The organism is Chitinophaga barathri (genome assembly GCF_003807585.1).
GTDB lineage: Bacteria > Bacteroidota > Bacteroidia > Chitinophagales > Chitinophagaceae > Chitinophaga > Chitinophaga barathri.
The window spans coordinates 51,884-71,923 of sequence record NZ_RMBX01000003.1 but is presented as its reverse complement, the minus strand read 5'-3'; the positions used below and the strand labels follow the sequence as shown (position 1 = coordinate 71,923).

Here is a 20,040-nt window from a genome sequence, read left to right as displayed (position 1 = left end):
GGCGCAAACAACCAGGGGCCGCTGCCGGCCCGGGGAAAAAATTATCCTGTGAGGGGAATGATCCGCTGGTTATCTGGCTTGCAGGATAACAGCAGGAGGAGGTGTGCTGGTAAGCATGGTATACATGGCGAAAAGATTATTCCACACAATTTAGGATATTACAGTCATAAATAAAAGGATTATGGAAGAGATAAAGATCAGGGAAGCCACGGTAAACGACCTGGATATATTGCTCACGTTCGAGCAGGGCATTGTGGCGGCGGAGCGGCCGTTTGACAGTACCCTTAAAGACGGCGAAATACATTATTACGACATCGCAGCCATGATTTATGAGCCGCATATTTCCGTGGTGGTGGCAGAGCTGGGGGGCAAGATCATCGGTTCGGGATATGCCCGCATAGATGACGCGAAACCGTACCTGAAACATGCACAATATGCATATCTCGGCTTTATGTACGTAGCGCCGGAGTTCAGGGGGAAAGGCGTGAACCGCCTGATCACGGAGAACCTGAAGGAATGGGCGCGCGGGCGCGGCCTGACCGAAATGCGCCTGGAAGTGTACGCGGACAATGAGCCCGCCATGCGTGCGTATGAAAAGGTCGGCTTTACCAGGCACCTGCTGGAAATGCGGATGCCGATATAGCTTTTATTCCACGGTCACGGCCGTTTTGTTGTATTTATTGCGGTATTCAACGGGGGAGAGCCCGGTGGTTTTTTTGAATACGGTGCGGAACGCTTTGTTGTCCGAATACCCTACATCGTACATGATCTCCGTGATGTTCTTACGGCTGGTTTCAAAGCCTTTTTTGGCAGCTTCCACCTTCACCCGCTGGATGTATTCGGACACGGTGTTGCAGGTGGCCTTTTTGAAACGGCGTTCAAGGCTGCGGCGGCTGATGGCAAACTGGGCCGTCAGCTGGTCCACCGTGATCTTTTCCTGGTAATTTTCTTCGATAAAGGTTTGTATCTCGCGGATCGGGTCATCGTCGTGGTCTTTCTGGCCTTTGAACATGAGGAAAGAAGACTGGTTGCTTCGGTCGATCTCGATAGCGAAATATTTCGCGCAGAGAATGGCCATTTCCCGGTCCGTATATTTTTCCACGAGATGCAGCAGCAGGTTCCAGAAGGAATTGGCGCCGCCGCTGGAATAGATGCCCTGCTCGTCTGTAATGATCTGGTCGCTCACCAGGTTCACGTCCGGGAACATTCTCCGGAAGTCGTTTACGGACAGCCAGTGGGTGGCGATCTGCCGGCCTTTTAACAAACCGGTGGATGCGAGGATAAACGCCCCCACGCACAAACTGGCCACCTCGGAGCCTTTCTGGTATTGCCCGCTGATCCAGGGCAGGAAATCTTTGTTAATGTCGATCACCTCTTCCATCACTCCGTTCACAGCGGGGATAATGATCAGGTCCGTTTTGGGCACATCCGATACAACGGTATCGGGGCGTACGGTAAAGGCTTTGTCGTACACCTGTCCCTCTTCGGAAATACCCACCATCTGGACATTAAAAAGCGCCGGCCTGTCCCGGCGTAACAGGAAATCGTTACATTGCGTGAACATCCTGTAGGCGCCTTCTATACACCCTAAAGCGGCAGCGCCCCGCGGTATCAGAATTGAGATGTGTTTCATGTTTCAAAAGTATAATAAAAATTTGTCGCAACATCCCCTGCATTTTGCCGTTTTTGCACCCGGTCTTTTAATGTTGGCAGGATTACATTTGTATAGCAAACCGAAATAAAGAAAAAAACTGTTACAATGGTGGAAGTATTTAAAACGAATGTAACCAGGCCCCTGCTGGCTAAACTGCTGGTGGGCATGATCAATGGGGAAATGCCCGGGCACAGGGCCAATTTTGACCTGGAGGATTGTGACCGCATCCTCCGCGTGGTTTGCACCCAGGGAGATGTTCAATCCGGCCGCATCATTGAATTATTATCCGGTTTCGGCTGCCAGGCGGAGATACTGGAAGACCAGGCGCCGATCACCCAACGGTTTTACTGCATGGCATACGCCCGTAGCCTGGTTCAATAACGCTCGTTTAACTTCATCATAAAAACTTAACAAATGGCACAAGTAAGTCCTTATCTGAATTTCCAGCGCACCTGCGAAGAAGCTTTCCTCTTCTACAAATCCGTGTTCGGCGGCGAATTCATGAACGGCATCATGCGTTTCAGCAACATGCCTGATCATTGCAAGCCCGGTGACGAAAACCTGGTGATGCACGTGGCGCTTACCATCCCCGGCGGCACTACCATCATGGGCAGCGATTTCCCGGATTCCTTTGGTGAGTTTAAGAAAGGAAACGATTTCTCCCTGGCCATCGCCGCGGAATCCGAAGCAGAAGCCAAAAAGCTGTTCAGCGCACTGGGCGAAGGCGGCGTTGTGGAAATGCCGCTGGATAAAGCTCCCTGGGGCGCACTGTATGGCCAGCTGAAAGACAAGTTTGGCATTTCATGGGCGGTGAACTACCAGTACGAGACAGTACCCCAGAGCTAAAGAAGCTGTTACAACATGATCCTTCATCAACAAGGCTCCCGGCATGCCCGGGAGCCTTTGTTATTTTATATGCTTAATATTGTGTTGTAACATTCAAACAAGCTTTTTATGGAATTAGGTATCAGCACCTTCGGCGAAGTAAGACCGGAAAGCGTGGCGGGCGGAGCGACTGAATCACATCTCAGGATGCAGGAATTACTGGCCGAGGCAAAGCTGGCGGACGAGACCGGCCTGGATGTGTTTGCGCTGGGGGAACATCATCGCCCTGATTTCATCATATCTGCCCCGGAAGTGGCGCTGGCGGGCATTGCCACCATCACCAAAAATATCCGCCTCAGCAGCAGCGTAACGGTGCTCAGTTCGGCGGACCCTGTGCGCACGTTCCAGAACTTCGCCACGCTGGACCTGCTTAGCAACGGCCGCGCGGAGATCATGGCAGGGCGAGGGAGCTTCACGGAATCCTTTCCTTTGTTCGGCTACAGCCTGGGCGATTACGACGCCCTGTTCATAGAAAAACTCACCATGCTGCTGGAGATCAACCGGCAGGAAATCATGAGCTGGAAAGGAAAATACCGCGCGCCGTTCAGCAACCGGGGCATTTACCCAAGGCCTTTGCAACCCACGCTGCCCATCTGGCTGGCGGCCGGCGGCACGCCCGCATCCGCCAAACGCGCGGGCAGGCTGAACCTCCCGCTCACCCTGGCGATATTGGGCGGAAAACCAGCACAGTATTTACCCTTCATCAACCTGTACCGCGAAGCCGCCGCCGAAGCAGGGCACGATCCTTCAACGCTTCAGCTGGGCATCAACTCGCAGTTTTACGTGGCGGAAGATTCGGACCAGGCAGCGGACGAGTTTTATCCTTCTTACGAAATACTCATGAACCGTGTGGGCCGGGAGCGCGGCTGGCAGCCGATGACGCGCGAACAGTTCGAATACCTCCGTATGCCGGACGGGCCGCTGTTCGTAGGCAGCGTGCAGGAGATCACGGACAAGATCATTTACCAGCATCAACTGTTTAATCACACCCGATTTCTGGCGCAGATCGTAAAAGGGTACATCCATCATGACAAGGTGTTGCGCGCCATAGAACTGTTTGGCAGGCAGGTAGCGCCGGCGGTGAGGGAGGCGATAGGGTAAACAAAAAAAATGCGTACAGCCGGTTACGTTAGCAGGTTACACTTCCACTGCTTCTTCCATAAAAAATCCTTCGATCATACTGATCTCTTTCGCGAACATCGTCTTTTTGCGTTTCCCGAAATACAACGTATTCTCGATCGTGTTTTCCCCTTCCCATACCAGTTTCAGCTGGCCGGTCTGCAACTCCTGCCTGCAAAGGAAATCCGGTATTACGGCGAACCCCGTGCCATCGCTCATGCAGCGCACGATGGAACATTTATTGGGTACGATATAATTAGGCCTGAAATCGGGGTGACGGTTAAAGTTCAAATGCCAGAACTTGCGCAGATTCTCCATATCCGCGGCGGTGCTGTACCAGGTTTGTTCTTTCAACCAGTTTTCCGCTCCCTCCATATCTTTTTTCTTCAGCAGGCGTTTGAACTCCGCACAGTCCTGCCGCCCGCCGCCTACCAGCACGATCCTTTCTTTTGAGAACGGCTGGTATTCCAGGTTCGGCTGGCTGCCTTTCTGCGGTGTGATGATCAGGTCCAGCAGGCCGTTGTCCAGGTCGTGCTGCATATCCGGGTACTCGCCGAACTTGATGCTGAGGTTGAACGGGAGGGAGGCAATATGCTGCTCCAGCGTAAACTGGTAAGTTTCCAGGCACATACCGATGCTCACGGTGGGTTTATGTGTATCGGAGCTTTTGAAAAAGTGTTCTTCCGCCGCCTCCAGTTTATTGATTGCTTCCAGGATATAGTTGTACAGCATCTTGGCCCGCTCCGTGGGCACCATTTTGCGTGCCGCCCGGTCAAAGAGTTTGTAACCCACATACGATTCCAAGGAATTTAAATGCAGGCTCACACCGGGCTGGGAGATGAACAGCCGTTGCGCCGTGGTGGTGAGCGAGCCGGTTTCGTAAATGGTTTTGAAGGTGCGGAACCACTCCAGGTTAAGTGCCATGATCTATCATTTTAATTATACAAAGGTATGATTTAAGTTATTATGGTAATAGTAGTAGCCGGGGTACTTTTGCATAAGAAAATTAAAGATCGGATCATGCAACAAGTACAAACGGAAGCGGCGGCTATTGCCCTTCCCTCTCAAACGCGCTCCGGCAAAGGGTTGCCGGCGGCATTATGGGCGCTCACCATCAGCGCCTTCGCCATCGGTACTACGGAATTTGTTGCCGTAGGCATTTTACCCACCATTGCCGAAAGCCTGCACGTAAGCGTGTCCGTTTCCGGCCTCCTGGTCAGCATTTATGCCCTGGGCGTGGCCATTGGCGGGCCAATCCTCACTGTGCTCACCAGCAAAGCGCCGCGTAAGCAGCTGCTGGTAAGTATGATGCTGTTATTCATTGCCGGGCACGTCGCTTCCGCGCTGGCGCCGGACTTTATATCGCTGCTGATCTCGCGGTTTATATCCGGTTTTGCCCACGCCGTGTTCTTTGGTGTAGGCGCTACTATTGCCGCCACGCTGGTGGCGCCGGATAAAAAGGCATCCGCTATCGCGATCATGTTTGCCGGGCTTACTGTCGCTATTATTGTGGGAGTGCCGCTGGGCACGTTTATCGGCCAGCATTTCGGCTGGAGGGCCACTTTCGGCGGCGTGGCCATATTGGGGCTGATCGCGTTTGCGGCCACCTGGGCGCTGATCCCGAACAGGATCAGCAGCGGGCCGATATTGCCTTTGAAAGAACAGCTGAAAGTGATCCGCAACCCGGAGGTGCTGCTGGTGCTCGCTATCACGGCGTTTGGTTATGGCGGCACCTTTGTGGTATTCACTTATCTCGCCAGCCTGCTGGAACACATCACCGGTTTTTCCGCCGCTTCCGTGAGCCTGCTGTTGCTGGTCTACGGCGTGGCGATCGCTTTGGGGAACCTATGGGGCGGGAAAGTAAGCAATCACAATCCCGCGAAGGTCCTGATCAGGATGTTCATCGCACAGGCGGCGGCACTGGCTTTGTTCACCCTCACGGCTAATTACCAGGTGCCCGCCGTGGTCACGCTGTGTCTTATCGGCGGATTGTCCTTCGCGACAGTGCCGGGGCTTCAGCTGTATGTGGTGCAGCTGGCGCAGAAATACCTGCCGGGCACGGAAGGCATTGCTTCCTCGCTGAATATATCCGCTTTTAACCTGGGCATCGCGATCGGCGCGTATGTGGGCGGTATGGTGGTGGACAGTCCGCTGGGGCTGGTTTCCACGCCATGGGTAGGTGCTTTGTTCGTGTTGCTGGGCGTGGGCCTTACCGTATGGAGCTACCGCCGGAACAGGGGAGATTTGTAAGCAGGGAGATTTTTTATAACTTGCCGTCTCAAACAGGAAATGGTGTCTTCCTGACCCAACCGCTCTGAACAAGCTGATGGCGCCTGCAAATTCTAACGGTGAAATGCCGGTGAACAGTTATTTGTAGGTATGAAAAATCTCCTCCGCAACTTCGAACAAATCTTTGTAACAAAACACCTGCTCTTCTGGACGCTGATAGCCGTGCCTGTAGCGCTGACCGCAGGCTCCGCCGTTGCTTTATTCCTCTGGCTGCTGGACGTGGTCACAAGGTTCCGCTGGCAGCATGAATGGCTGCTGTACTTCCTGCCGCTGGCAGGCGTGGGCATTTATTTCCTGTATAGGTCCGCGGGAAAAAACGCCGAAGCCGGCAACAATCTCATCATGGATGAGATCCATCAGCCGGGTGGCGGCGTGCCGGTAAGAATGGCGCCGCTGGTGCTGGTCACTACGCTGATCACCCATCTTTTCGGAGGTTCGGCGGGCAGGGAAGGCACAGCGGTGCAGATGGGCGGGAGCATTGCACAATTGCTCGGCCGCTGGTTCAGGCTGAAGCCGGAAGATATCCGTATTATCCTCATGATGGGTATAGCAGCGGGTTTTGGGGCGGTGTTCGGCACACCGCTTACCGGGGCCGTGTTCGCGCTGGAAGTACTGGCCATCGGCCGCATCAAATACAACGCATTGTTGCCCTGCCTGATGGCGAGCCTGTTTGCGGACATCGTTTGCAGCGCCTGGGGCATTCATCATACGCAGTATGTTATTTCACTTACCGCCGCGCTGGATTACTGGCTGCTGCTGAAAGTGATACTGGCCGGGGTGGCATTCGGGCTGGCGGGCAATTTGTTCGCAGCGGCCACGCACCAGGTGAAAAAACTGGGGAACGGCGTTTTTAAGACGCATAAATGGCTGATCCCGGTGGCGGGAGGCCTGGCGGTCATCTTACTGACTTTCGCGGCGGGAACGGGCGATTATCTTGGTTTAGGGGTTACATCCAAAGATCCGGGCGGTATTTCCATCGTCAACGCTTTTCACGCGCAGGGCGTCGATGACTGGAGCTGGCTGTGGAAACTGGTATTCACCGCGGTTACTTTGGGCATGGGCTTCAAAGGCGGAGAGGTGACGCCGCTGTTCTTCATAGGCGCCGCCCTGGGGCATACCATTGCCGTGTATACCGGTGCTCCCATCGACCTGTTCGCCGGTCTTGGCTTTATCGCCGTATTCGCGGGCGCCACCAATACGCCGATTGCCTGCACGCTCATGGGCGTGGAGCTTTTCGGGCCTGATCATGTGTTGTATTTTGCGGTGGCCTGTTTTACGGCGTATTATTTCAGCGGGCATTCCGGCATTTACGCCGCGCAGCGTACAGCTGTTTCGAAGCTGGGAAAAGAATCATAAATGTTCCTGTTTACCTTCCATGGTACGGCTGTTGCAAGCCCTGACTTATTTCTTAAATATTTGATTATCATTCAATAGTGCCCTGTTTCCTACATGCTGGCATAGTTTTGGCAATACCCCCTCCGGAAATAGTCCAATCTAAATTTTTGAATCATGAAACAGTTATTAGCAGCAGTAGCAACAAGTGTAGTACTCTTTGCCTGTCAGAGCAGGGCGGACAACGCAGCCGCCATCCAGAGCGCCCGTAAAGCGGCGATCGATTCCATGAATACAGTGAACCAGGTGAATATAGCCAGGCAGCATGTGATTGATTCCATGAAAGCAGTAAACGCCAAAGCTTCCCGTGCGGGCCGCAATGTTTCCTCCGGGGGAAATGATGTAGCCGCAGCTCCGGTTAACAATACAACCGCCACACCGGCGCCTGCCAAAAAGAAAGGCTGGAGCCATACCGCCAAAGGCGCGGTAGTAGGTGCGGGCGCTGGCGCCATTACAGGCGCTATCGTGAATAAAGACCGTCTGAAAGGCGCCGCGATCGGTACGATCATCGGGGCCGGCGTAGGAGCCGGTACCGGCGCTATTGTGGACCACCAGAAGAAGAAAAAACAGTCCGCGCAGTAAATAACAGGGTAATTACCCCAACATCCGGGTAAAGCCCGGTATGATGCCGGCAGTATACCGTTACATAACCAGCCACACTTAACGGCCTTTAATACCGGTCGTTTTATACATCAAAAATACCACGGGCGCTTCATGATGAAGCGCCCGTTTTTGTTATTTAAAAGGGGCTGCCTGGCTCTTTTCATCCATTGTTTCGAGGTGCACCTGGTTGTCTTTGCCTACATAAATCTTTATACGCGGGTTGCCTTTTTCATCGCGGATGAACAGGCCCACATCGCCGTTGCCCTGTTTTCCGGCGAACATCCTTTCTTTGGACAGTTTGCCTTCTTCGTTCAGTCTTTTTATTTCACGGTCCATGACGGCCGGGTCGTTCAGTTTTTTCAGCGAGTCGAAGAAACGTGCGCGTTCGTGCAGGGGAAACAGTTCGTGGGAAGGCTGGTCCCAGAGTTTGAGGCCGTAGCTGGGATTGGTAGGGTTGCTGCCCGGCGTTTCCGTGTACCGGAGCTGCATTACCTGGTCGTTGCGGAACTGGTCTACGGAATATACCATCCCGGCGGAGCGGGTATCGCCGTCATATACGAGGCCACCGCATTCGTCTCCGTAGGAATTAAAAAAGATCATCCCGGCATCGCGTTCACGTTGCGGGAAGTTTTTGCCTTCGGCCATGCCGGGGTGTTGTCTTTCTTTGTTGCTGATCACCAGTTTCAACGTACCGTCTTTTTCGATGACGTTGATACGCTCCACATCAATTTCGGTAAAACGCTGGCGGGACTGGTCCGGCCGGAAGGACATAAAAATGAATACGGTCAGCAGGATACTGATAAATACAGCATAGAGTTTCAGGATCTTTACCTGGCGGGCTAAATGTTCCATGAGTTGTTGAATTCCGTTGTTAAAGCAGGGATGTAGATTTACGCGTACAATATAGAGCATTATTCTGGCACGTTATTTTCTGCGGACAGGCTTATGAAAACGTCCATCCTCCGTATAGCCCTGGGCCTTTGTATACTGGCCGCCTGCGCCCCGCCCGCCACGCAAAAGGCCGCTGAAGAAGACAACGCCGCACACACCCCGCCGGAAGCATTGCTGGTAGCCGGGGAAAGCGCCGGCAAGTTTCACCTGGGCCAGGATATGGATTCGGTGTTCTCTCTCCTGGGCAAACCCGACGATGGAGATGCTGCGATGGGAAAAGCCTGGGGCATCTGGCATGGGCAGGATACCCTCGCTGTTTATTCCACTTATGCGGACAGCACGATGAGCCGCCGGACCGCGCGCCAGATAGTCGTATCGGGCGAAGGTTACCGCACGGAGAACGGCCTCGGCAGCAATACGCCGCTTGAAACTATCCGCGAAAGTTATCCCGCGTTACAACCCGCCGCCACTTACGTGAGCGACCCCGGCGGCGATACTCTCTGGGTATATGACGCGGAGGCCTCCGGCATTGCATTTGATTTCAGGAAAAAAGACGGCCAGCTGTTATGCACCGCCGTTACGATCCACCCCGCCGATGAGCCGGTGGCGGCTACGTACCTCACGATCCATGCGGGATGGAAAAAACTTCCTTAAAAGAGGACTGCTACAAAAGTTAAAGAAGAGCGGCTACTTCAGCGGTACGACCATATTCCATGTTTTATCCACCTGGTAAGGCCGCGGGCCTGAGCCGGTGGCTGCAAACAGGTGAGTGGGCCGGCCGTTTTCAAACAGGAGGAAAGGCCTTTCGAAGTTGGCCTGTTTGGTGGTGGTGCCATCGTCCCATTTGATGATGCGGGAATAGGCCTTCACGGGGTTGGACAATTTCCAGTCCACGCCGTCTTTTGATGTAGCGTGTATGCCGCCGCCTTCTTCACCGCAGATGTGCCCGAAGCGGTCTTTCATGATCAGCTCGTAATGATCGCCGGCATACCATACAAAGGGGTCTTCCACATCATTGTCCATCTTATTGCTGCTGTGAAATGAAAACACGGGCGAGTCCGAAAGGCGTTCATAGGGGCCTTTGTAACTTTTCCTGCTCATGGCGGCGCCCAGCAATAGCGGCGGTTCGTAATTCTTTGAAGAGGATTTGTACATGAGGTAAATGCTGCCGTCCGGTAATGCAACGGGAGAGGGATTGGAGGTAATGGAAGCGTCCCACTTGCCGGGGCGGGGCTCAATCACGGGATGGTCCATCCTTTTCCAGGGACCGTATACAGAATCCGCCACGGCAAGTCCCGCGCGTTTATTCATCCATGCCCGCTGGCCCCTGCCGTCCGCCCATACATCGTCCAGGTTAGCAGGAACGGGGAAGTCGTACACGGTGCCCATGTAATACAAAAGATATTGTTTGCCATATTGCAGGATCCTCGGATTGTGCGTGGTATAACCATCGAAGAAGCCTTTGCCGCGCGCGGGCAGCACTACTTCTTCAAAGGTGTAAGGCCCGGCGGGCGTATCGGATACGGCGCGGACGATCTGCGAATTAGTGACCCAGTTGCCAAAGCCCAGTTCTTTGGACCAGCGGGAGGCGAACATATGGTAACGCCCGTCTTCGCCCTTCACCACGCTGGGGTCCCACACCCAGTACCCATCCATCATAAATCCGCCTTTTACAGGAGCGGGCAGCAGCTTGTCAGCAAAAGCGCCATCCCGCGCAAATGAGGCGGCGGTAGATATTGCAGGCAACAACAACCCTGCGGATAACGTGCGGAGAAAATCCCTTCTTTCCATATAATGCCAATATAATCATCAGGAACGGTTTTACAAATTGATCCATATCTTTATCATCATAATCCCTTCCTCCATGAACGACCGCCAGGCCAGCCAGTTGCTTCAACACACCGCCCACCGCGCATCCGCGGAGATGCCTGCAGGGAACTGGATATGGTACCAGGAGTGGAACCGCGCCCTGTTCTTTCACTGGAAGGTGGATGCGGAACTGATGAAACAGCTGATCCCCGCCGGCCTTGAACCGGATATCCTTGACGGCCACGCCTGGATCTCGGTGGTAGCGTTCACCATGGAAAATATCCGTCCCCGTTATCTCCCGGCCATCGCTATGTTATCCGATTTTCATGAGATCAATGTAAGGACTTATGTAAAGTCAGGAGAGGAGGCAGGTGTGTATTTCCTGTCCATCGAAGCACAGAAATATCTTTCCGTAAAACTTTCCCGCTCATTGTCCGGCCTGCCTTATGAAACGGCCGGGATGGAAAGGAAATATGGCGAAAGGCATTTTTACCGGTCGGTGAACAAACGCACCGGTAACATCCTGGAAGCGGATTATACCACCGGCCCGGAACTGGCCGCGAAAACACCGCTGGACAAATGGCTCACCGAGCGGTATTATTTGTTCCTTGACAAAGGAGGAAGATGGTACAAATACGCGATCCATCACGCGGAATGGCGCCTGTACGCGCCTGAGTTCAGTGCTTTGCGGATCAGCTACAATACAGGCCCTTTTAATCTCCATCACACCAACCTTGCTGCCGTTCATTATTCTGATGGCGTGAAAGTGATCGCCTGGCCCCGGGCGGAACTTGCCGCGGGCCTTTAAGGGCCGTCGTGCGTATTGTAAATGTTCCGGCGGCGCCGGGATAAAATATCAAACAGCGGAAGGATTCACAGACGGCAATACCACCCGGATCTCCGTGCCTTCGTTCATACGGCTGTCCACCAGTATCTCGCCCTTATGCATCCTTATCACGGTATTCGTGAGCGGCAGGCCGATGCCATAGCCTTCGAACCTTTCCGTGTTCGACGCGCGGAAAAAAGGAGAGAAGATGTAAGGCATGTCCCGCTGGGGAATGCCGATGCCGTGGTCTTTCACGATGATGATGTTTTTGGTGTCCGTAGCTGCGAGTGCAAGGGATACAGGTTGGTTGCTGGAATATTTCACGGCATTGTTCACGATATTGCTGATGGCGAGTTCCAGCAGCTGGAAGTTGCCCGTAATGCACATTTTTTCCTCTTCTTCAGGGAACAGGCTGTGGTCTATCTCCACTTTGTTGCCTGGCATAATGCGGTCGATGCTTTGTTTGACGGCAAAAAGCAATTCGTCCGTCCGTACCATTTCCCAATGTTGTTTTTTGCCGTTGAAGCCCAACTGGGCGAGGTGCAGCAGGCTGCGGGTGATATGGCTGAGATGTTCCGCCTGGTGGAGCATGCTGGAGATGGAAGCGCGATAGCTGGCAGCATCGCGTTCGCGGCTCAGCGCCAGCTCGCCTTCGCCGATAATGGCGGTAAGAGGTGTGCCCAGCTCGTGGGAGGCATTGCTGACGAAGTTGTTCTGCGTTTCAAAAGCGGTTTCCAGCCGGTCGAGCATATTGTTGAACGTGGCGGCCAGTTCAGCCATTTCGTCCTGCCCGGCGCCCGTGCTCACACGGAGGTGGAGATTGCTGGAACTGATATTTTTTACCTGGTGCATGATCTGGTGCACGGGCTGGAGAATGTAATGCGAGAAAAACAGTCCCGCGCCGATAATGACCGCGGCGGCAATGATAAAACAGATGAACAGGATGCGGCGCAGCTCGGCCATATACAGGCCCCGGTATTCGTTCACGGCGGATACCACCACGATGCTTTTGCCGCCTTCGCGCGGGTAGGCGATGCCGGTGTAAAAACGTTCGCCCCTGCGGAAAGTTTCCTGGCCTTTCTGCAACACGTCTTCGTAAAAAGACAGCGGCAGGCCGGGTGGCTTGGGCACTACAAGCCTGCCCGCGGCATATTGTACGGGAAATACGAATTCTTCTTCGGCGGGAAGTTTTTCCAGGTGCTGGTCGCGGATATAATTGTAAGCCAGCGTATCGGTACCCACGGGCGGGAAAGCCGCGCTGGCGGTAAGGTATGCCCTGATCTCAAGCCGCTTGTAAAAATCCCCGAAAGAATAACGGTTGGTCAGGTAATACACAAAGAAGCTCATCAGGAAAATGATGGACACCGTGATCACCGAAAACAGCAGCATGATTTTGTTACTGATCTTCATCGGTCTGTGTTTCTTTTAACATGTAACCATGGCCCACCACGGTGTGTATCAGTTCGGGAGAGCCGCCTTTGTTAACCTTTTTGCGGAGATAGTTGATGTATACGTCCACCACCTTGGTGTTCATGTTGAAGTCGATGCCCCATACCTGCTCCAGTATATCAGCGCGGGACAAGACCCTCCGGGGATTGCCCAGCAGGTATTCCAGCAGGCGGTATTCCGTGGAGGTAAGGGCGAATACCCGCCCGGCGCGGCTGGCCTGGCGTGTATCGGTGTTCAGCTGGAGGTCGCTGAAGGAGAGCAGGTGATTCTGCGGCTGCTGCGTGGCGCCGGTCTGGCGGCGGATCAGCGAGCGGATGCGGGCTTCCAGTTCCTGGAATTTGAAAGGTTTGGTAAGATAATCGTCCGCCCCGCTGTCCAGCCCCATCACTACATTTTCGGTGGTGGAAAGGGCGGTGAGCATCAGGATGGGCGTGCGGTTTTTTTCCGCGCGCAATTGCCTGCATACGTCAATGCCATTCATGCCGGGCAACATTACGTCCAGGATCAGCAGGCTGAAATCATTGCTGCGGCTCATTTCCAGCCCCAGCAACCCGTCAGGGGCCACGCTCACTTCGTAGCCGGATTCTCCCAGGCCGCGCGAAATTACCGACACTACGGCCGGCTCATCTTCCACCAATAATATTCTCATACCATTCAAATTTACGGCCTCCGGGCCTGAAAAAGATCGCCGGGCCGATTCTCTAACCGGATTCTTACCTGCTTGCGTCCGGATTCTTACTGTTTTCGTACAGCTCTCTTAACCAGCCCTTACCGGTTCTTTACCGTGTGCAGGTAGTTTTGCTTTTAAAAAAACAAGCATATGCAAAACATCATGATCCCCACCGATCTTTCCATTCATTCCCTCAGTTATCTGCACAACCTGGCTGAAAAGCTGGAAAGCCCCTGCAATATCGTGCTCATGCACGCACAGCGCCTGCCGGACAACCTGCTGGACGGATGGGCCTTTACCCGCAGCAAACATCATGCGGCTATTTCGGACGATTTCCGCGAGGCCTGCGAGGTAATGAAAAACCGTTATGCGAACCTCGTGAAATCTGTGCAGGTGGAATTTTTCTATGGCAGCACGGTGCCGGCCCTGCGCAATTTCATACACGCGCACAATATCAGCGCCATCGCACTGCCGGAGCAGCTGGAATGCGAGAAAGCCAGCAAAAGCAGCTATAACCCCGCCGCGCTGATGCGTTACATCAAGCTGCCGGTTACGCAGCTGAAGATCACCCTGCCGAGACGTGTAGTGACTGCCCCGGCCTCCATTTCGGAGCTGCTCGGCGCGAATTATTAACCATTAATTGTACCGCTTATGTTGTTGAAGAAAGGCATCCCTATGGGATATATATTCGGGAAGATCAAGTATGAAATACTGGCGGTGACGGTTTACACGCTGGCGATCAATGTGCTCTATTATCAATACGGGCTGAAGGAGATTTCCATCCCGCTGGCGGTACCGATGGTGCTGGGCACGGTGCTTTCGTTGCTGCTGGCCTTCCGGTCGAACCAGGCGTATGACCGCTGGTGGGAAGCGCGTAATATCTGGGGCGCTATCGTGAACGATTCGCGTACGCTGGTGAGGCAGCTGATGAGCCTGCTGGACGGGGCGGAGGAGACGGAGGAACTGGCGCATTTCCGGCAGCAGTTCGTCAAAAGACAGATCGCCTGGAATTACGCCCTGGGGCAGTCGCTCCGGCGGAAAGACCCGCTGCGCGGGCTGGATAAGCTGCTTTCGCGGCGTGAACTGAATTACCTTGCACGGTTCGACAACATACCCGCCGGCCTGCTGCAGATGCACAGCCGCGACCTGAAATACGCCCTCCGGCATGAATGGGTGAACGCATACCAGCAGGTAGAGCTGGACCGCACGCTCACGCGCCTCTGCGATGCGATGGGCAAGTGCGAACGCATCAAAAACACGGTGTTCCCGGCCACTTACAGCCTTTACACACATTTCACCGTGATCTTTTTTATCCTGCTGCTGCCTTTTGCGCTGATCGACTCGCTGGGTATCGTGGAAGTGCCGCTGGTAGCCGCTATTTCGGCTTCCTTCCTGCTGATCGAAAAGATGGCGGTGAACCTGCAGGACCCGTTTGAGAACAAACCTACGGACACGCCGATGACCAGCATTGCGCGGCGCGTGGAGCGCGACCTGCTGCAGATGCTGGAAGAAACCGGCCAGGTAGAAACGGTGATGGCGGAAGAAGAGGAAAAATATTATGTATTGTAAACCAGGCGGGGTGTGCTGTCTTTGAGAGCGGGATAGCGGGAGGTATACGCGTTGCGTCTATTTTACTTCGTCTTCCGCAAATGATAATCCCTGCTCCGCCAGCGCGGCCTGCAAAAGCCTGATCGCTTTGGGGCCTACGCCATGGAGTTTCAGTAATCCCGCGGCGCTCACGCGGGTGATGTCGTGCAGGGTCTGGTATCCTTCGTTATGTAACGCGCGCCAGGCGGGCTTCCCGATGTTTTCAGGGATAGCCACGCCTGTTGCGGTTTTATGTAACGGTTTCATGAAGATCAGTTTTCAGAGAGCTGTTTAACGCTGTCCAGGGCTTTGGGCCACATCTTGTTGAACATGTCCACGTATTCCTCAGTGATATCCGAGTAGATGCTCAATTCCGTTTTGCCGCCGGCATCTTTCAGCGTGTAGGTTTCTTTAGCGCCGGCCCAGCCGCCCGATTCCGCGGCTGAATAGTCTTCCTTGCCATTCATGATGGTGCCTTCGTGGGTGATCTCCATGTATTCGTTGGGAATATTATCCGAGATGCTGGAGATCATGCCCTCGCCGTTGTTGTCCAGGAAGCGCACCTTGCTGCCTTTTTTCCAGTCTGTTTCGGCGGTGGAGCCGTTTTCGTTGAACGCGCGGGTCCATTCAGGGTAAGTGTCGTTACCCCATAATACCTGCCAGACCTTTTCGCGGGGTGCATTGATGGTGATGTTGAAGGTAATGTGTTGCATAACCGTATAGTTTGATGGTCTTACAAATGTGACATGTTTTTTTGAAAAGGAAAGGGTTGATACGCGACAAATCACGGGGGGATTTTGCCATGGCTGTTGCGGGGTTATTTATCGTAAATTGCTGTTGACACCAAAACGACCGTACATGCAGTTCAAGAACCGTACTATATTCATCACCGGCGCCAGCAGGGGCATCGGGGAGGCCATTGCGCTGAAGCTGGCCGCCGAAGGGGCAAACATCGTTATTGCCGCCAAAAGCGTCACGGAGGATCCCAGGTTGGGAGGCACCATCTATTCCGCCGCCAAAGCGGTGGAAGCGGCGGGCGGCAAAGCGCTCCCGCTCCAGGTGGACATCCGGGACGAAGCACAGATACAAGCCGCGGTACAGCAGGTGGCGGATCATTTCGGCGGCATCGATATCCTGATCAACAATGCTTCCGCCATCCAGCTGACCGGTACAGAACAAACACCCGCCAAACGTTTCGACCTGATGTACGACATCAATGTGCGGGGTACTTTCTTAATGACCCAGCATTGCATTCCTTTCCTGAAAAAAGGCGTCAACCCGCATATCCTCACCTTGTCCCCGCCGGTGAACCTTGCGCCGCAGTGGCTGGGCGCGCATGTGGCCTATACCGTGAGTAAATACAACATGAGTATGTTCACGCTCGGATGGGCGGAAGAGTTGAAGAAAGACGGCGTTGCCGCTAATTCCCTCTGGCCGGCGACTACCATCGCTACGGCTGCAGTGCGTAATCTCCTGGGCGGCGAAACGCTGATCAATATGAGCCGTAAGCCGGATATCGTGGCGGATGCCGTGTTTCATATCCTGAAACGGCCATCGGCCTCCTGTACGGGGAATAATTTTACAGATGAAGATGTGCTGCGGTCCGAAGGGATCACGGATTTCAGCGGTTATGCCGTAGTGCCCGGCGGCAGGTTGCAGCCGGACCTGTTCCTCTGAGCCTTTAACCGCTCAAATGTTCATTTTCTTCAGTTCCTTTACCGCATGATCCGCCGCGCGTGCTGTGAGCGCCATGTACGTGAGCGAGGGGTTCTGGCAGGCGGAGGAAGTCATGCAGGCGCCATCTGTCACAAACACGTTCTTCGCGGTATGCACCTGGTTCCATTCATTGAGGATGGACGTTTTAGGATCTTTTCCCATCCGCGCCGTGCCCATTTCATGAATGGCCATGCCGGGGTATGAATCCCTGTTAAAAGGCGTAACGTTCTTCAGCCCCGCGGCTTCCAGCATGGCGGCGGCATCTCCGTCCATGTGTTTACGCATCAGCTTTTCGTTTTCTTTGAATTCGCAGTTAAATTTCAGCACGGGCTGGCCCCATGCATCCTGTATGCTGTGATCGAGGGACACCTGGTTTTCGTAATACGGCAGGCATTCCCCGAAGCCCATCAGCCCCATCTGCCATGGCCCCGGCTCGGAGATGTAGTCTTTGAAAGCTGCACCCACGCCCAGTTCCGCAATACCCCTTGCCCAGTCCGTCCGGCTGCTGTAACCGGTGTACTGGAACCCGCGGAGGTATGGCTGCTTGTCCCCGCCGATGTTCCTGAACCGGGGAATAAAAAATCCCGCCGGGCGTTTGCCGTAATAATATTTGTCCTGGAACTCCTCCGAAATCCCGCTGGCGCCCGCATGAAAATGATGATCCATCAGGTAGTGGCCCAGTATGCCGTTATCGTTGCCCAGGCCGTTCGGGAACCTTTCAGAAACAGAGTTCAGCAGCAGGAACGTGCTGCCCAGCGCGGACGCATTCAGGAAAATGATGCGGGCATGGTATTCCGTCACCTGTTTGCTGTGTTTATCGATCACCTTCACGCCGGTAGCCAGCCCCTTGTCTTTGTCGTAGATAATAGCATTGACGATGGAGTCCGGCCGGAGCGTCAGGTTGCCGGTTTTGACGGCGGCCGGCAGCGTGCTGCTTTGTGTGCTGAAATACGCGCCGAAGGGGCAGCCTCTTGCGCATTTGTCCCGGTACTGGCAGGAGCCCCTGTCGCCAATAGGTTGTGTGAGATTGGCCGTGCGGAACATGGTCATCCTCCTGGCCGGGAATGCTTTTTCAATTCGTTTTTTTACTTCCTTTTCAAAACAGTTCATCTCCATCGGCGGCTGAAACACTCCGTCCGGAACCTGCGCCAGCCCTTCCGCCTGGCCGCTGATGCCGGCAAATGCCTCTACATGATCGTACCAGGGCGCGAGGTCTTTGTAACGGATGGGCCAGTCTATACCAATGCCTTCTTTTGCATTGGCTTCAAAATCCATTTCTCCCATCCGCAGGGAGCCCCGGCCCCACATGATGGAGCGGCCGCCGACGATGTCCGGGCGCGTCCAGTCAAAACGTTTTTCTTCTTTATACGGGCTGTCCGTATCCTTCAGCCAATAACTCTCGTTGAATTCATTGTATACGCGTTCGCGGATCAGGTAGGGATGTTCTTTTTTCTGATCATTGGTAAGGCGCCCCCGGTGGGTTACATCCCAGGGATCTTTGTTGGCGGTGGTGTAATCCTTTACATGTTCCAGCTGCCGGCCGCGCTCAAGCATGATCACTTTCAGGCCTTTTTCGCAAAGCTCTTTGGCTGCCCATCCGCCGCTGATGCCGGAGCCGATCACAATAGCATCGTAAGTATTAGCATCTTTTGCCTTCAGGTTCAGGTTGATCATACGTAGGCGAGTTAGGTCCGGCAGAAAAATAGGAAAAATTAACGAGCATATAAGCGGTTTGGGATGGCCGGGAAAAGCAATTTCCCCTAACTTGCGGTCCTAAACAGGAAACCTATGCAAACCATCCTCGGAGCAGGCGGCGCCATCGGCGGGCCCCTGGCAAAAGAACTCAGGGCTTATACGGACCAGATCAGGCTGGTGAGCCGCAAACCGCAAAAAGTAAACGAAGGGGACATCCTTCATCCCGCGGACCTGACGGATCGCAACGAAGTATTCAGGGCGGTGGAAGGCTCCGAAGTAGTCTATCTCGTCATCGGTTTTCCCTACAACATCAAAATATGGAGCAAAGAATGGCCGGCGCTGATGCGCAACACCATCGACGCCTGTAAACAATACAAGGCCAGGCTTGTCTTTTTCGACAACGTATATATGTACGACCGCAACGCCATTCCTCACATGACGGAGGAATCGCCCATCAACCCTTCCAGCAAAAAAGGAAGGGTACGCGCGGAAATAGCGCAGTTGCTGCTGGACGAAATCAAACAAGGCGGCCTCACCGCCCTGATAGCCCGCGCGGCGGACTTCTACGGCCCCGTGAAAGGCAATACCTCCGTACTGAACGAGCTGGTATTTAAAAACCTTCAAAAAGGCAAACGCGCAAACTGGTTCGCCAGCGCGGATAAAAAACATACCTACACCTATGTGCCGGACGCCGCAAAAGGCACGGCCATACTGGGCAATACCGCGGACGCCTACAACCAGGTATGGCACCTGCCCACAAATCCGAACGGGCTTACCGGCAGGGAATTCGTGGCGCTGTTCGGCAAACACATGAAGATGGATGCAAAACTCTCCGTGATGCCGCAGTGGATGGCCAGCGCGGTGGGTTTGTTCGTTCCGATCATGAAAGAACTGGCCGAGATGTTTTACCAGTACGACCGTGACTATATCTTCGACAGCGGCAAATTCAACCGGCGTTTTAATTTCAGGCCGGCGGAGTACGAAGCGGGCGTGATTGATACGGTGCGGAACGGATAGTACCTGTCGCAATCCGCCCCTATAATGTCGTAGCCGCACCGCAAGCGGTAAAATAACCCTGCGTAGATTTGTTTCAACAAAAAACACAACACTATGAACCAGGAAGTAACAGCCTATATTGAAAAACTCCAGCCCTGGCAGGTAGAGGTGAGCGAAACCTTGCGGAAGATGATCTTAAAAACCATTCCCGGCGCGGAAGAGAGATTACAATATGGCAAACCGCATTACCTGAAGAACGGGCATTATGCGGCGGTGATCCACGTAGCGAAAGACAAGGTGTCTTTTATGCTTTTTAACGCCACGGAGCTGCCGGAAGTAAAAGGATTTTTAAAGTCTATGAGCGCCCCCGACAGGAAAACGGCCACCATCACCGAAGGGCAGAAGGTGGATTACAAACAGCTGGGCGACTGGCTGAAAAAGACATCGGCGGCGCTGTAA

General features: G+C 54.0%; 23 protein-coding genes and 1 riboswitch. Of the genes, 14 read left to right on the top strand and 9 right to left on the bottom strand.

The features are described 5' to 3' along the window. The first annotated feature begins 181 nt into the window (after positions 1–181). Positions 182–643, top strand: a complete 462-nt coding sequence (locus EG028_RS06060) for a GNAT family N-acetyltransferase (RefSeq protein ID WP_120514684.1) — start codon at positions 182–184, stop codon at positions 641–643. 3 nt (positions 644–646) lie between these two features. On the opposite strand, the gene EG028_RS06055 is transcribed toward EG028_RS06060, so the two are convergent. Beyond that, a complete protein-coding gene (locus tag EG028_RS06055; RefSeq protein WP_120514683.1) occupies positions 647–1,633 on the bottom strand; it encodes a GlxA family transcriptional regulator in 987 nt (328 codons plus the stop codon). A 126-nt stretch (positions 1,634–1,759) separates the two neighbouring features. Here EG028_RS06055 and EG028_RS06050 point away from each other — a divergent pair, with 126 nt between their 5' ends. From EG028_RS06050 to EG028_RS06040, 3 genes are all read left to right on the top strand, one after another. After that, positions 1,760–2,035 carry a hypothetical protein gene (locus tag EG028_RS06050; RefSeq protein WP_120514682.1) on the top strand — a complete coding sequence of 92 codons (276 nt, stop codon included), beginning with the start codon at positions 1,760–1,762 and terminating at the stop codon, positions 2,033–2,035. A 33-nt stretch (positions 2,036–2,068) separates the two neighbouring features. Then, complete coding sequence (locus EG028_RS06045) at positions 2,069–2,500, top strand: VOC family protein (protein ID WP_120514681.1); 432 nt, start codon at positions 2,069–2,071, stop codon at positions 2,498–2,500. Positions 2,501–2,608: 108 nt separating this feature from the next. Beyond that, on the top strand, positions 2,609–3,640 hold the full coding sequence (locus EG028_RS06040) for an LLM class flavin-dependent oxidoreductase (protein ID WP_120514680.1): 1,032 nt from the start codon (positions 2,609–2,611) through the stop codon (positions 3,638–3,640). A 36-nt stretch (positions 3,641–3,676) separates the two neighbouring features. Here EG028_RS06040 and EG028_RS06035 read toward each other — a convergent pair whose 3' ends face one another. Further along, positions 3,677–4,582 (bottom strand): LysR family transcriptional regulator, encoded by a 906-nt coding sequence (locus tag EG028_RS06035; protein ID WP_120514679.1) that lies wholly within the window; start codon positions 4,580–4,582, stop codon positions 3,677–3,679. Between the two features lie 96 nt (positions 4,583–4,678). On the opposite strand from EG028_RS06035, the gene EG028_RS06030 reads away from it, so the two are divergent. The 3 genes from EG028_RS06030 (at position 4,679) to EG028_RS06020 (ending at position 7,921) form a co-directional block, all read left to right on the top strand. Beyond that, entirely contained in the window at positions 4,679–5,908 is a 1,230-nt protein-coding gene (locus EG028_RS06030; protein WP_206614346.1) for an MFS transporter, read from the top strand. 26 nt (positions 5,909–5,934) lie between these two features. Then, positions 5,935–6,001, top strand: a riboswitch (Fluoride riboswitch). A gap of 36 nt (positions 6,002–6,037) precedes the next feature. Next, positions 6,038–7,303, top strand: coding sequence for a voltage-gated chloride channel family protein (locus EG028_RS06025; RefSeq protein ID WP_120514678.1), 1,266 nt, complete (start codon positions 6,038–6,040; stop codon positions 7,301–7,303). A gap of 153 nt (positions 7,304–7,456) precedes the next feature. Further along, positions 7,457–7,921, top strand: coding sequence for a glycine zipper domain-containing protein (locus EG028_RS06020; RefSeq protein ID WP_120514677.1), 465 nt, complete (start codon positions 7,457–7,459; stop codon positions 7,919–7,921). Positions 7,922–8,074: 153 nt separating this feature from the next. Here EG028_RS06020 and EG028_RS06015 read toward each other — a convergent pair whose 3' ends face one another. After that, complete coding sequence (locus tag EG028_RS06015) at positions 8,075–8,794, bottom strand: hypothetical protein (RefSeq protein WP_120514676.1); 720 nt, start codon at positions 8,792–8,794, stop codon at positions 8,075–8,077. Positions 8,795–8,887: 93 nt separating this feature from the next. Here EG028_RS06015 and EG028_RS06010 point away from each other — a divergent pair, with 93 nt between their 5' ends. Continuing rightward, positions 8,888–9,487, top strand: coding sequence for a hypothetical protein (locus tag EG028_RS06010; protein WP_120514675.1), 600 nt, complete (start codon positions 8,888–8,890; stop codon positions 9,485–9,487). Positions 9,488–9,520: 33 nt separating this feature from the next. Here the strand turns inward: EG028_RS06010 and EG028_RS06005 are convergent, their stop codons facing one another. After that, positions 9,521–10,624, bottom strand: coding sequence for a glycoside hydrolase family protein (locus EG028_RS06005; protein WP_174235416.1), 1,104 nt, complete (start codon positions 10,622–10,624; stop codon positions 9,521–9,523). 73 nt (positions 10,625–10,697) lie between these two features. On the opposite strand from EG028_RS06005, the gene EG028_RS06000 reads away from it, so the two are divergent. After that, entirely contained in the window at positions 10,698–11,450 is a 753-nt protein-coding gene (locus EG028_RS06000) for a YqjF family protein (protein WP_123864582.1), read from the top strand. Positions 11,451–11,498: 48 nt separating this feature from the next. Here the strand turns inward: EG028_RS06000 and EG028_RS05995 are convergent, their stop codons facing one another. Both EG028_RS05995 and EG028_RS05990 read right to left on the bottom strand, forming a co-directional pair. Beyond that, the gene (locus tag EG028_RS05995; RefSeq protein ID WP_120514673.1) at positions 11,499–12,878 is read right to left on the bottom strand and encodes a sensor histidine kinase; all 1,380 of its coding nucleotides are present in this window, start codon (positions 12,876–12,878) and stop codon (positions 11,499–11,501) included. Continuing rightward, positions 12,865–13,566, bottom strand: coding sequence for a response regulator transcription factor (locus EG028_RS05990; protein WP_120514672.1), 702 nt, complete (start codon positions 13,564–13,566; stop codon positions 12,865–12,867). Before EG028_RS05990 ends, EG028_RS05995 begins: the two co-directional genes overlap by 14 nt. A gap of 171 nt (positions 13,567–13,737) precedes the next feature. Between EG028_RS05990 and EG028_RS05985 the strand changes: the two genes are divergently transcribed. Both EG028_RS05985 and EG028_RS05980 read left to right on the top strand, forming a co-directional pair. After that, a complete protein-coding gene (locus EG028_RS05985; protein WP_120514671.1) occupies positions 13,738–14,220 on the top strand; it encodes a hypothetical protein in 483 nt (160 codons plus the stop codon). Positions 14,221–14,238: 18 nt separating this feature from the next. Then, positions 14,239–15,156, top strand: a complete 918-nt coding sequence (locus tag EG028_RS05980; RefSeq protein WP_120514670.1) for a bestrophin family protein — start codon at positions 14,239–14,241, stop codon at positions 15,154–15,156. A 57-nt stretch (positions 15,157–15,213) separates the two neighbouring features. Here EG028_RS05980 and EG028_RS05975 read toward each other — a convergent pair whose 3' ends face one another. Beyond that, on the bottom strand, positions 15,214–15,441 hold the full coding sequence (locus tag EG028_RS05975) for a helix-hairpin-helix domain-containing protein (RefSeq protein WP_120514669.1): 228 nt from the start codon (positions 15,439–15,441) through the stop codon (positions 15,214–15,216). A gap of 5 nt (positions 15,442–15,446) precedes the next feature. Then, positions 15,447–15,887 (bottom strand): SRPBCC family protein, encoded by a 441-nt coding sequence (locus tag EG028_RS05970; protein WP_120514668.1) that lies wholly within the window; start codon positions 15,885–15,887, stop codon positions 15,447–15,449. Between the two features lie 145 nt (positions 15,888–16,032). On the opposite strand from EG028_RS05970, the gene EG028_RS05965 reads away from it, so the two are divergent. Then, complete coding sequence (locus tag EG028_RS05965; protein WP_120514667.1) at positions 16,033–16,851, top strand: SDR family oxidoreductase; 819 nt, start codon at positions 16,033–16,035, stop codon at positions 16,849–16,851. A 12-nt stretch (positions 16,852–16,863) separates the two neighbouring features. Here EG028_RS05965 and EG028_RS05960 read toward each other — a convergent pair whose 3' ends face one another. Beyond that, positions 16,864–18,564 carry a GMC oxidoreductase gene (locus tag EG028_RS05960; protein WP_120514666.1) on the bottom strand — a complete coding sequence of 567 codons (1,701 nt, stop codon included), beginning with the start codon at positions 18,562–18,564 and terminating at the stop codon, positions 16,864–16,866. A gap of 114 nt (positions 18,565–18,678) precedes the next feature. On the opposite strand from EG028_RS05960, the gene EG028_RS05955 reads away from it, so the two are divergent. Together EG028_RS05955 and EG028_RS05950 are read left to right on the top strand one after the other, a co-directional pair. Continuing rightward, the gene (locus EG028_RS05955) at positions 18,679–19,602 is read left to right on the top strand and encodes an NAD-dependent epimerase/dehydratase family protein (RefSeq protein WP_120514665.1); all 924 of its coding nucleotides are present in this window, start codon (positions 18,679–18,681) and stop codon (positions 19,600–19,602) included. Positions 19,603–19,695: 93 nt separating this feature from the next. Next, a complete protein-coding gene (locus EG028_RS05950) occupies positions 19,696–20,040 on the top strand; it encodes a DUF1801 domain-containing protein (RefSeq protein WP_120514664.1) in 345 nt (114 codons plus the stop codon).

Coding starts and splice junctions, on each gene's coding strand:
- EG028_RS06060 (WP_120514684.1), top strand. CDS start 182: ATGGAAGAGATAAAGATCAGGGAAGCCACGGTAAACGACCTGGATATA.
- EG028_RS06055 (WP_120514683.1), bottom strand. CDS start 1,633: ATGAAACACATCTCAATTCTGATACCGCGGGGCGCTGCCGCTTTAGGG.
- EG028_RS06050 (WP_120514682.1), top strand. CDS start 1,760: ATGGTGGAAGTATTTAAAACGAATGTAACCAGGCCCCTGCTGGCTAAA.
- EG028_RS06045 (WP_120514681.1), top strand. CDS start 2,069: ATGGCACAAGTAAGTCCTTATCTGAATTTCCAGCGCACCTGCGAAGAA.
- EG028_RS06040 (WP_120514680.1), top strand. CDS start 2,609: ATGGAATTAGGTATCAGCACCTTCGGCGAAGTAAGACCGGAAAGCGTG.
- EG028_RS06035 (WP_120514679.1), bottom strand. CDS start 4,582: ATGGCACTTAACCTGGAGTGGTTCCGCACCTTCAAAACCATTTACGAA.
- EG028_RS06030 (WP_206614346.1), top strand. CDS start 4,679: ATGCAACAAGTACAAACGGAAGCGGCGGCTATTGCCCTTCCCTCTCAA.
- EG028_RS06025 (WP_120514678.1), top strand. CDS start 6,038: ATGAAAAATCTCCTCCGCAACTTCGAACAAATCTTTGTAACAAAACAC.
- EG028_RS06020 (WP_120514677.1), top strand. CDS start 7,457: ATGAAACAGTTATTAGCAGCAGTAGCAACAAGTGTAGTACTCTTTGCC.
- EG028_RS06015 (WP_120514676.1), bottom strand. CDS start 8,794: ATGGAACATTTAGCCCGCCAGGTAAAGATCCTGAAACTCTATGCTGTA.
- EG028_RS06010 (WP_120514675.1), top strand. CDS start 8,888: ATGAAAACGTCCATCCTCCGTATAGCCCTGGGCCTTTGTATACTGGCC.
- EG028_RS06005 (WP_174235416.1), bottom strand. CDS start 10,624: ATGGAAAGAAGGGATTTTCTCCGCACGTTATCCGCAGGGTTGTTGTTG.
- EG028_RS06000 (WP_123864582.1), top strand. CDS start 10,698: ATGAACGACCGCCAGGCCAGCCAGTTGCTTCAACACACCGCCCACCGC.
- EG028_RS05995 (WP_120514673.1), bottom strand. CDS start 12,878: ATGAAGATCAGTAACAAAATCATGCTGCTGTTTTCGGTGATCACGGTG.
- EG028_RS05990 (WP_120514672.1), bottom strand. CDS start 13,566: ATGAGAATATTATTGGTGGAAGATGAGCCGGCCGTAGTGTCGGTAATT.
- EG028_RS05985 (WP_120514671.1), top strand. CDS start 13,738: ATGCAAAACATCATGATCCCCACCGATCTTTCCATTCATTCCCTCAGT.
- EG028_RS05980 (WP_120514670.1), top strand. CDS start 14,239: ATGTTGTTGAAGAAAGGCATCCCTATGGGATATATATTCGGGAAGATC.
- EG028_RS05975 (WP_120514669.1), bottom strand. CDS start 15,441: ATGAAACCGTTACATAAAACCGCAACAGGCGTGGCTATCCCTGAAAAC.
- EG028_RS05970 (WP_120514668.1), bottom strand. CDS start 15,887: ATGCAACACATTACCTTCAACATCACCATCAATGCACCCCGCGAAAAG.
- EG028_RS05965 (WP_120514667.1), top strand. CDS start 16,033: ATGCAGTTCAAGAACCGTACTATATTCATCACCGGCGCCAGCAGGGGC.
- EG028_RS05960 (WP_120514666.1), bottom strand. CDS start 18,564: ATGATCAACCTGAACCTGAAGGCAAAAGATGCTAATACTTACGATGCT.
- EG028_RS05955 (WP_120514665.1), top strand. CDS start 18,679: ATGCAAACCATCCTCGGAGCAGGCGGCGCCATCGGCGGGCCCCTGGCA.
- EG028_RS05950 (WP_120514664.1), top strand. CDS start 19,696: ATGAACCAGGAAGTAACAGCCTATATTGAAAAACTCCAGCCCTGGCAG.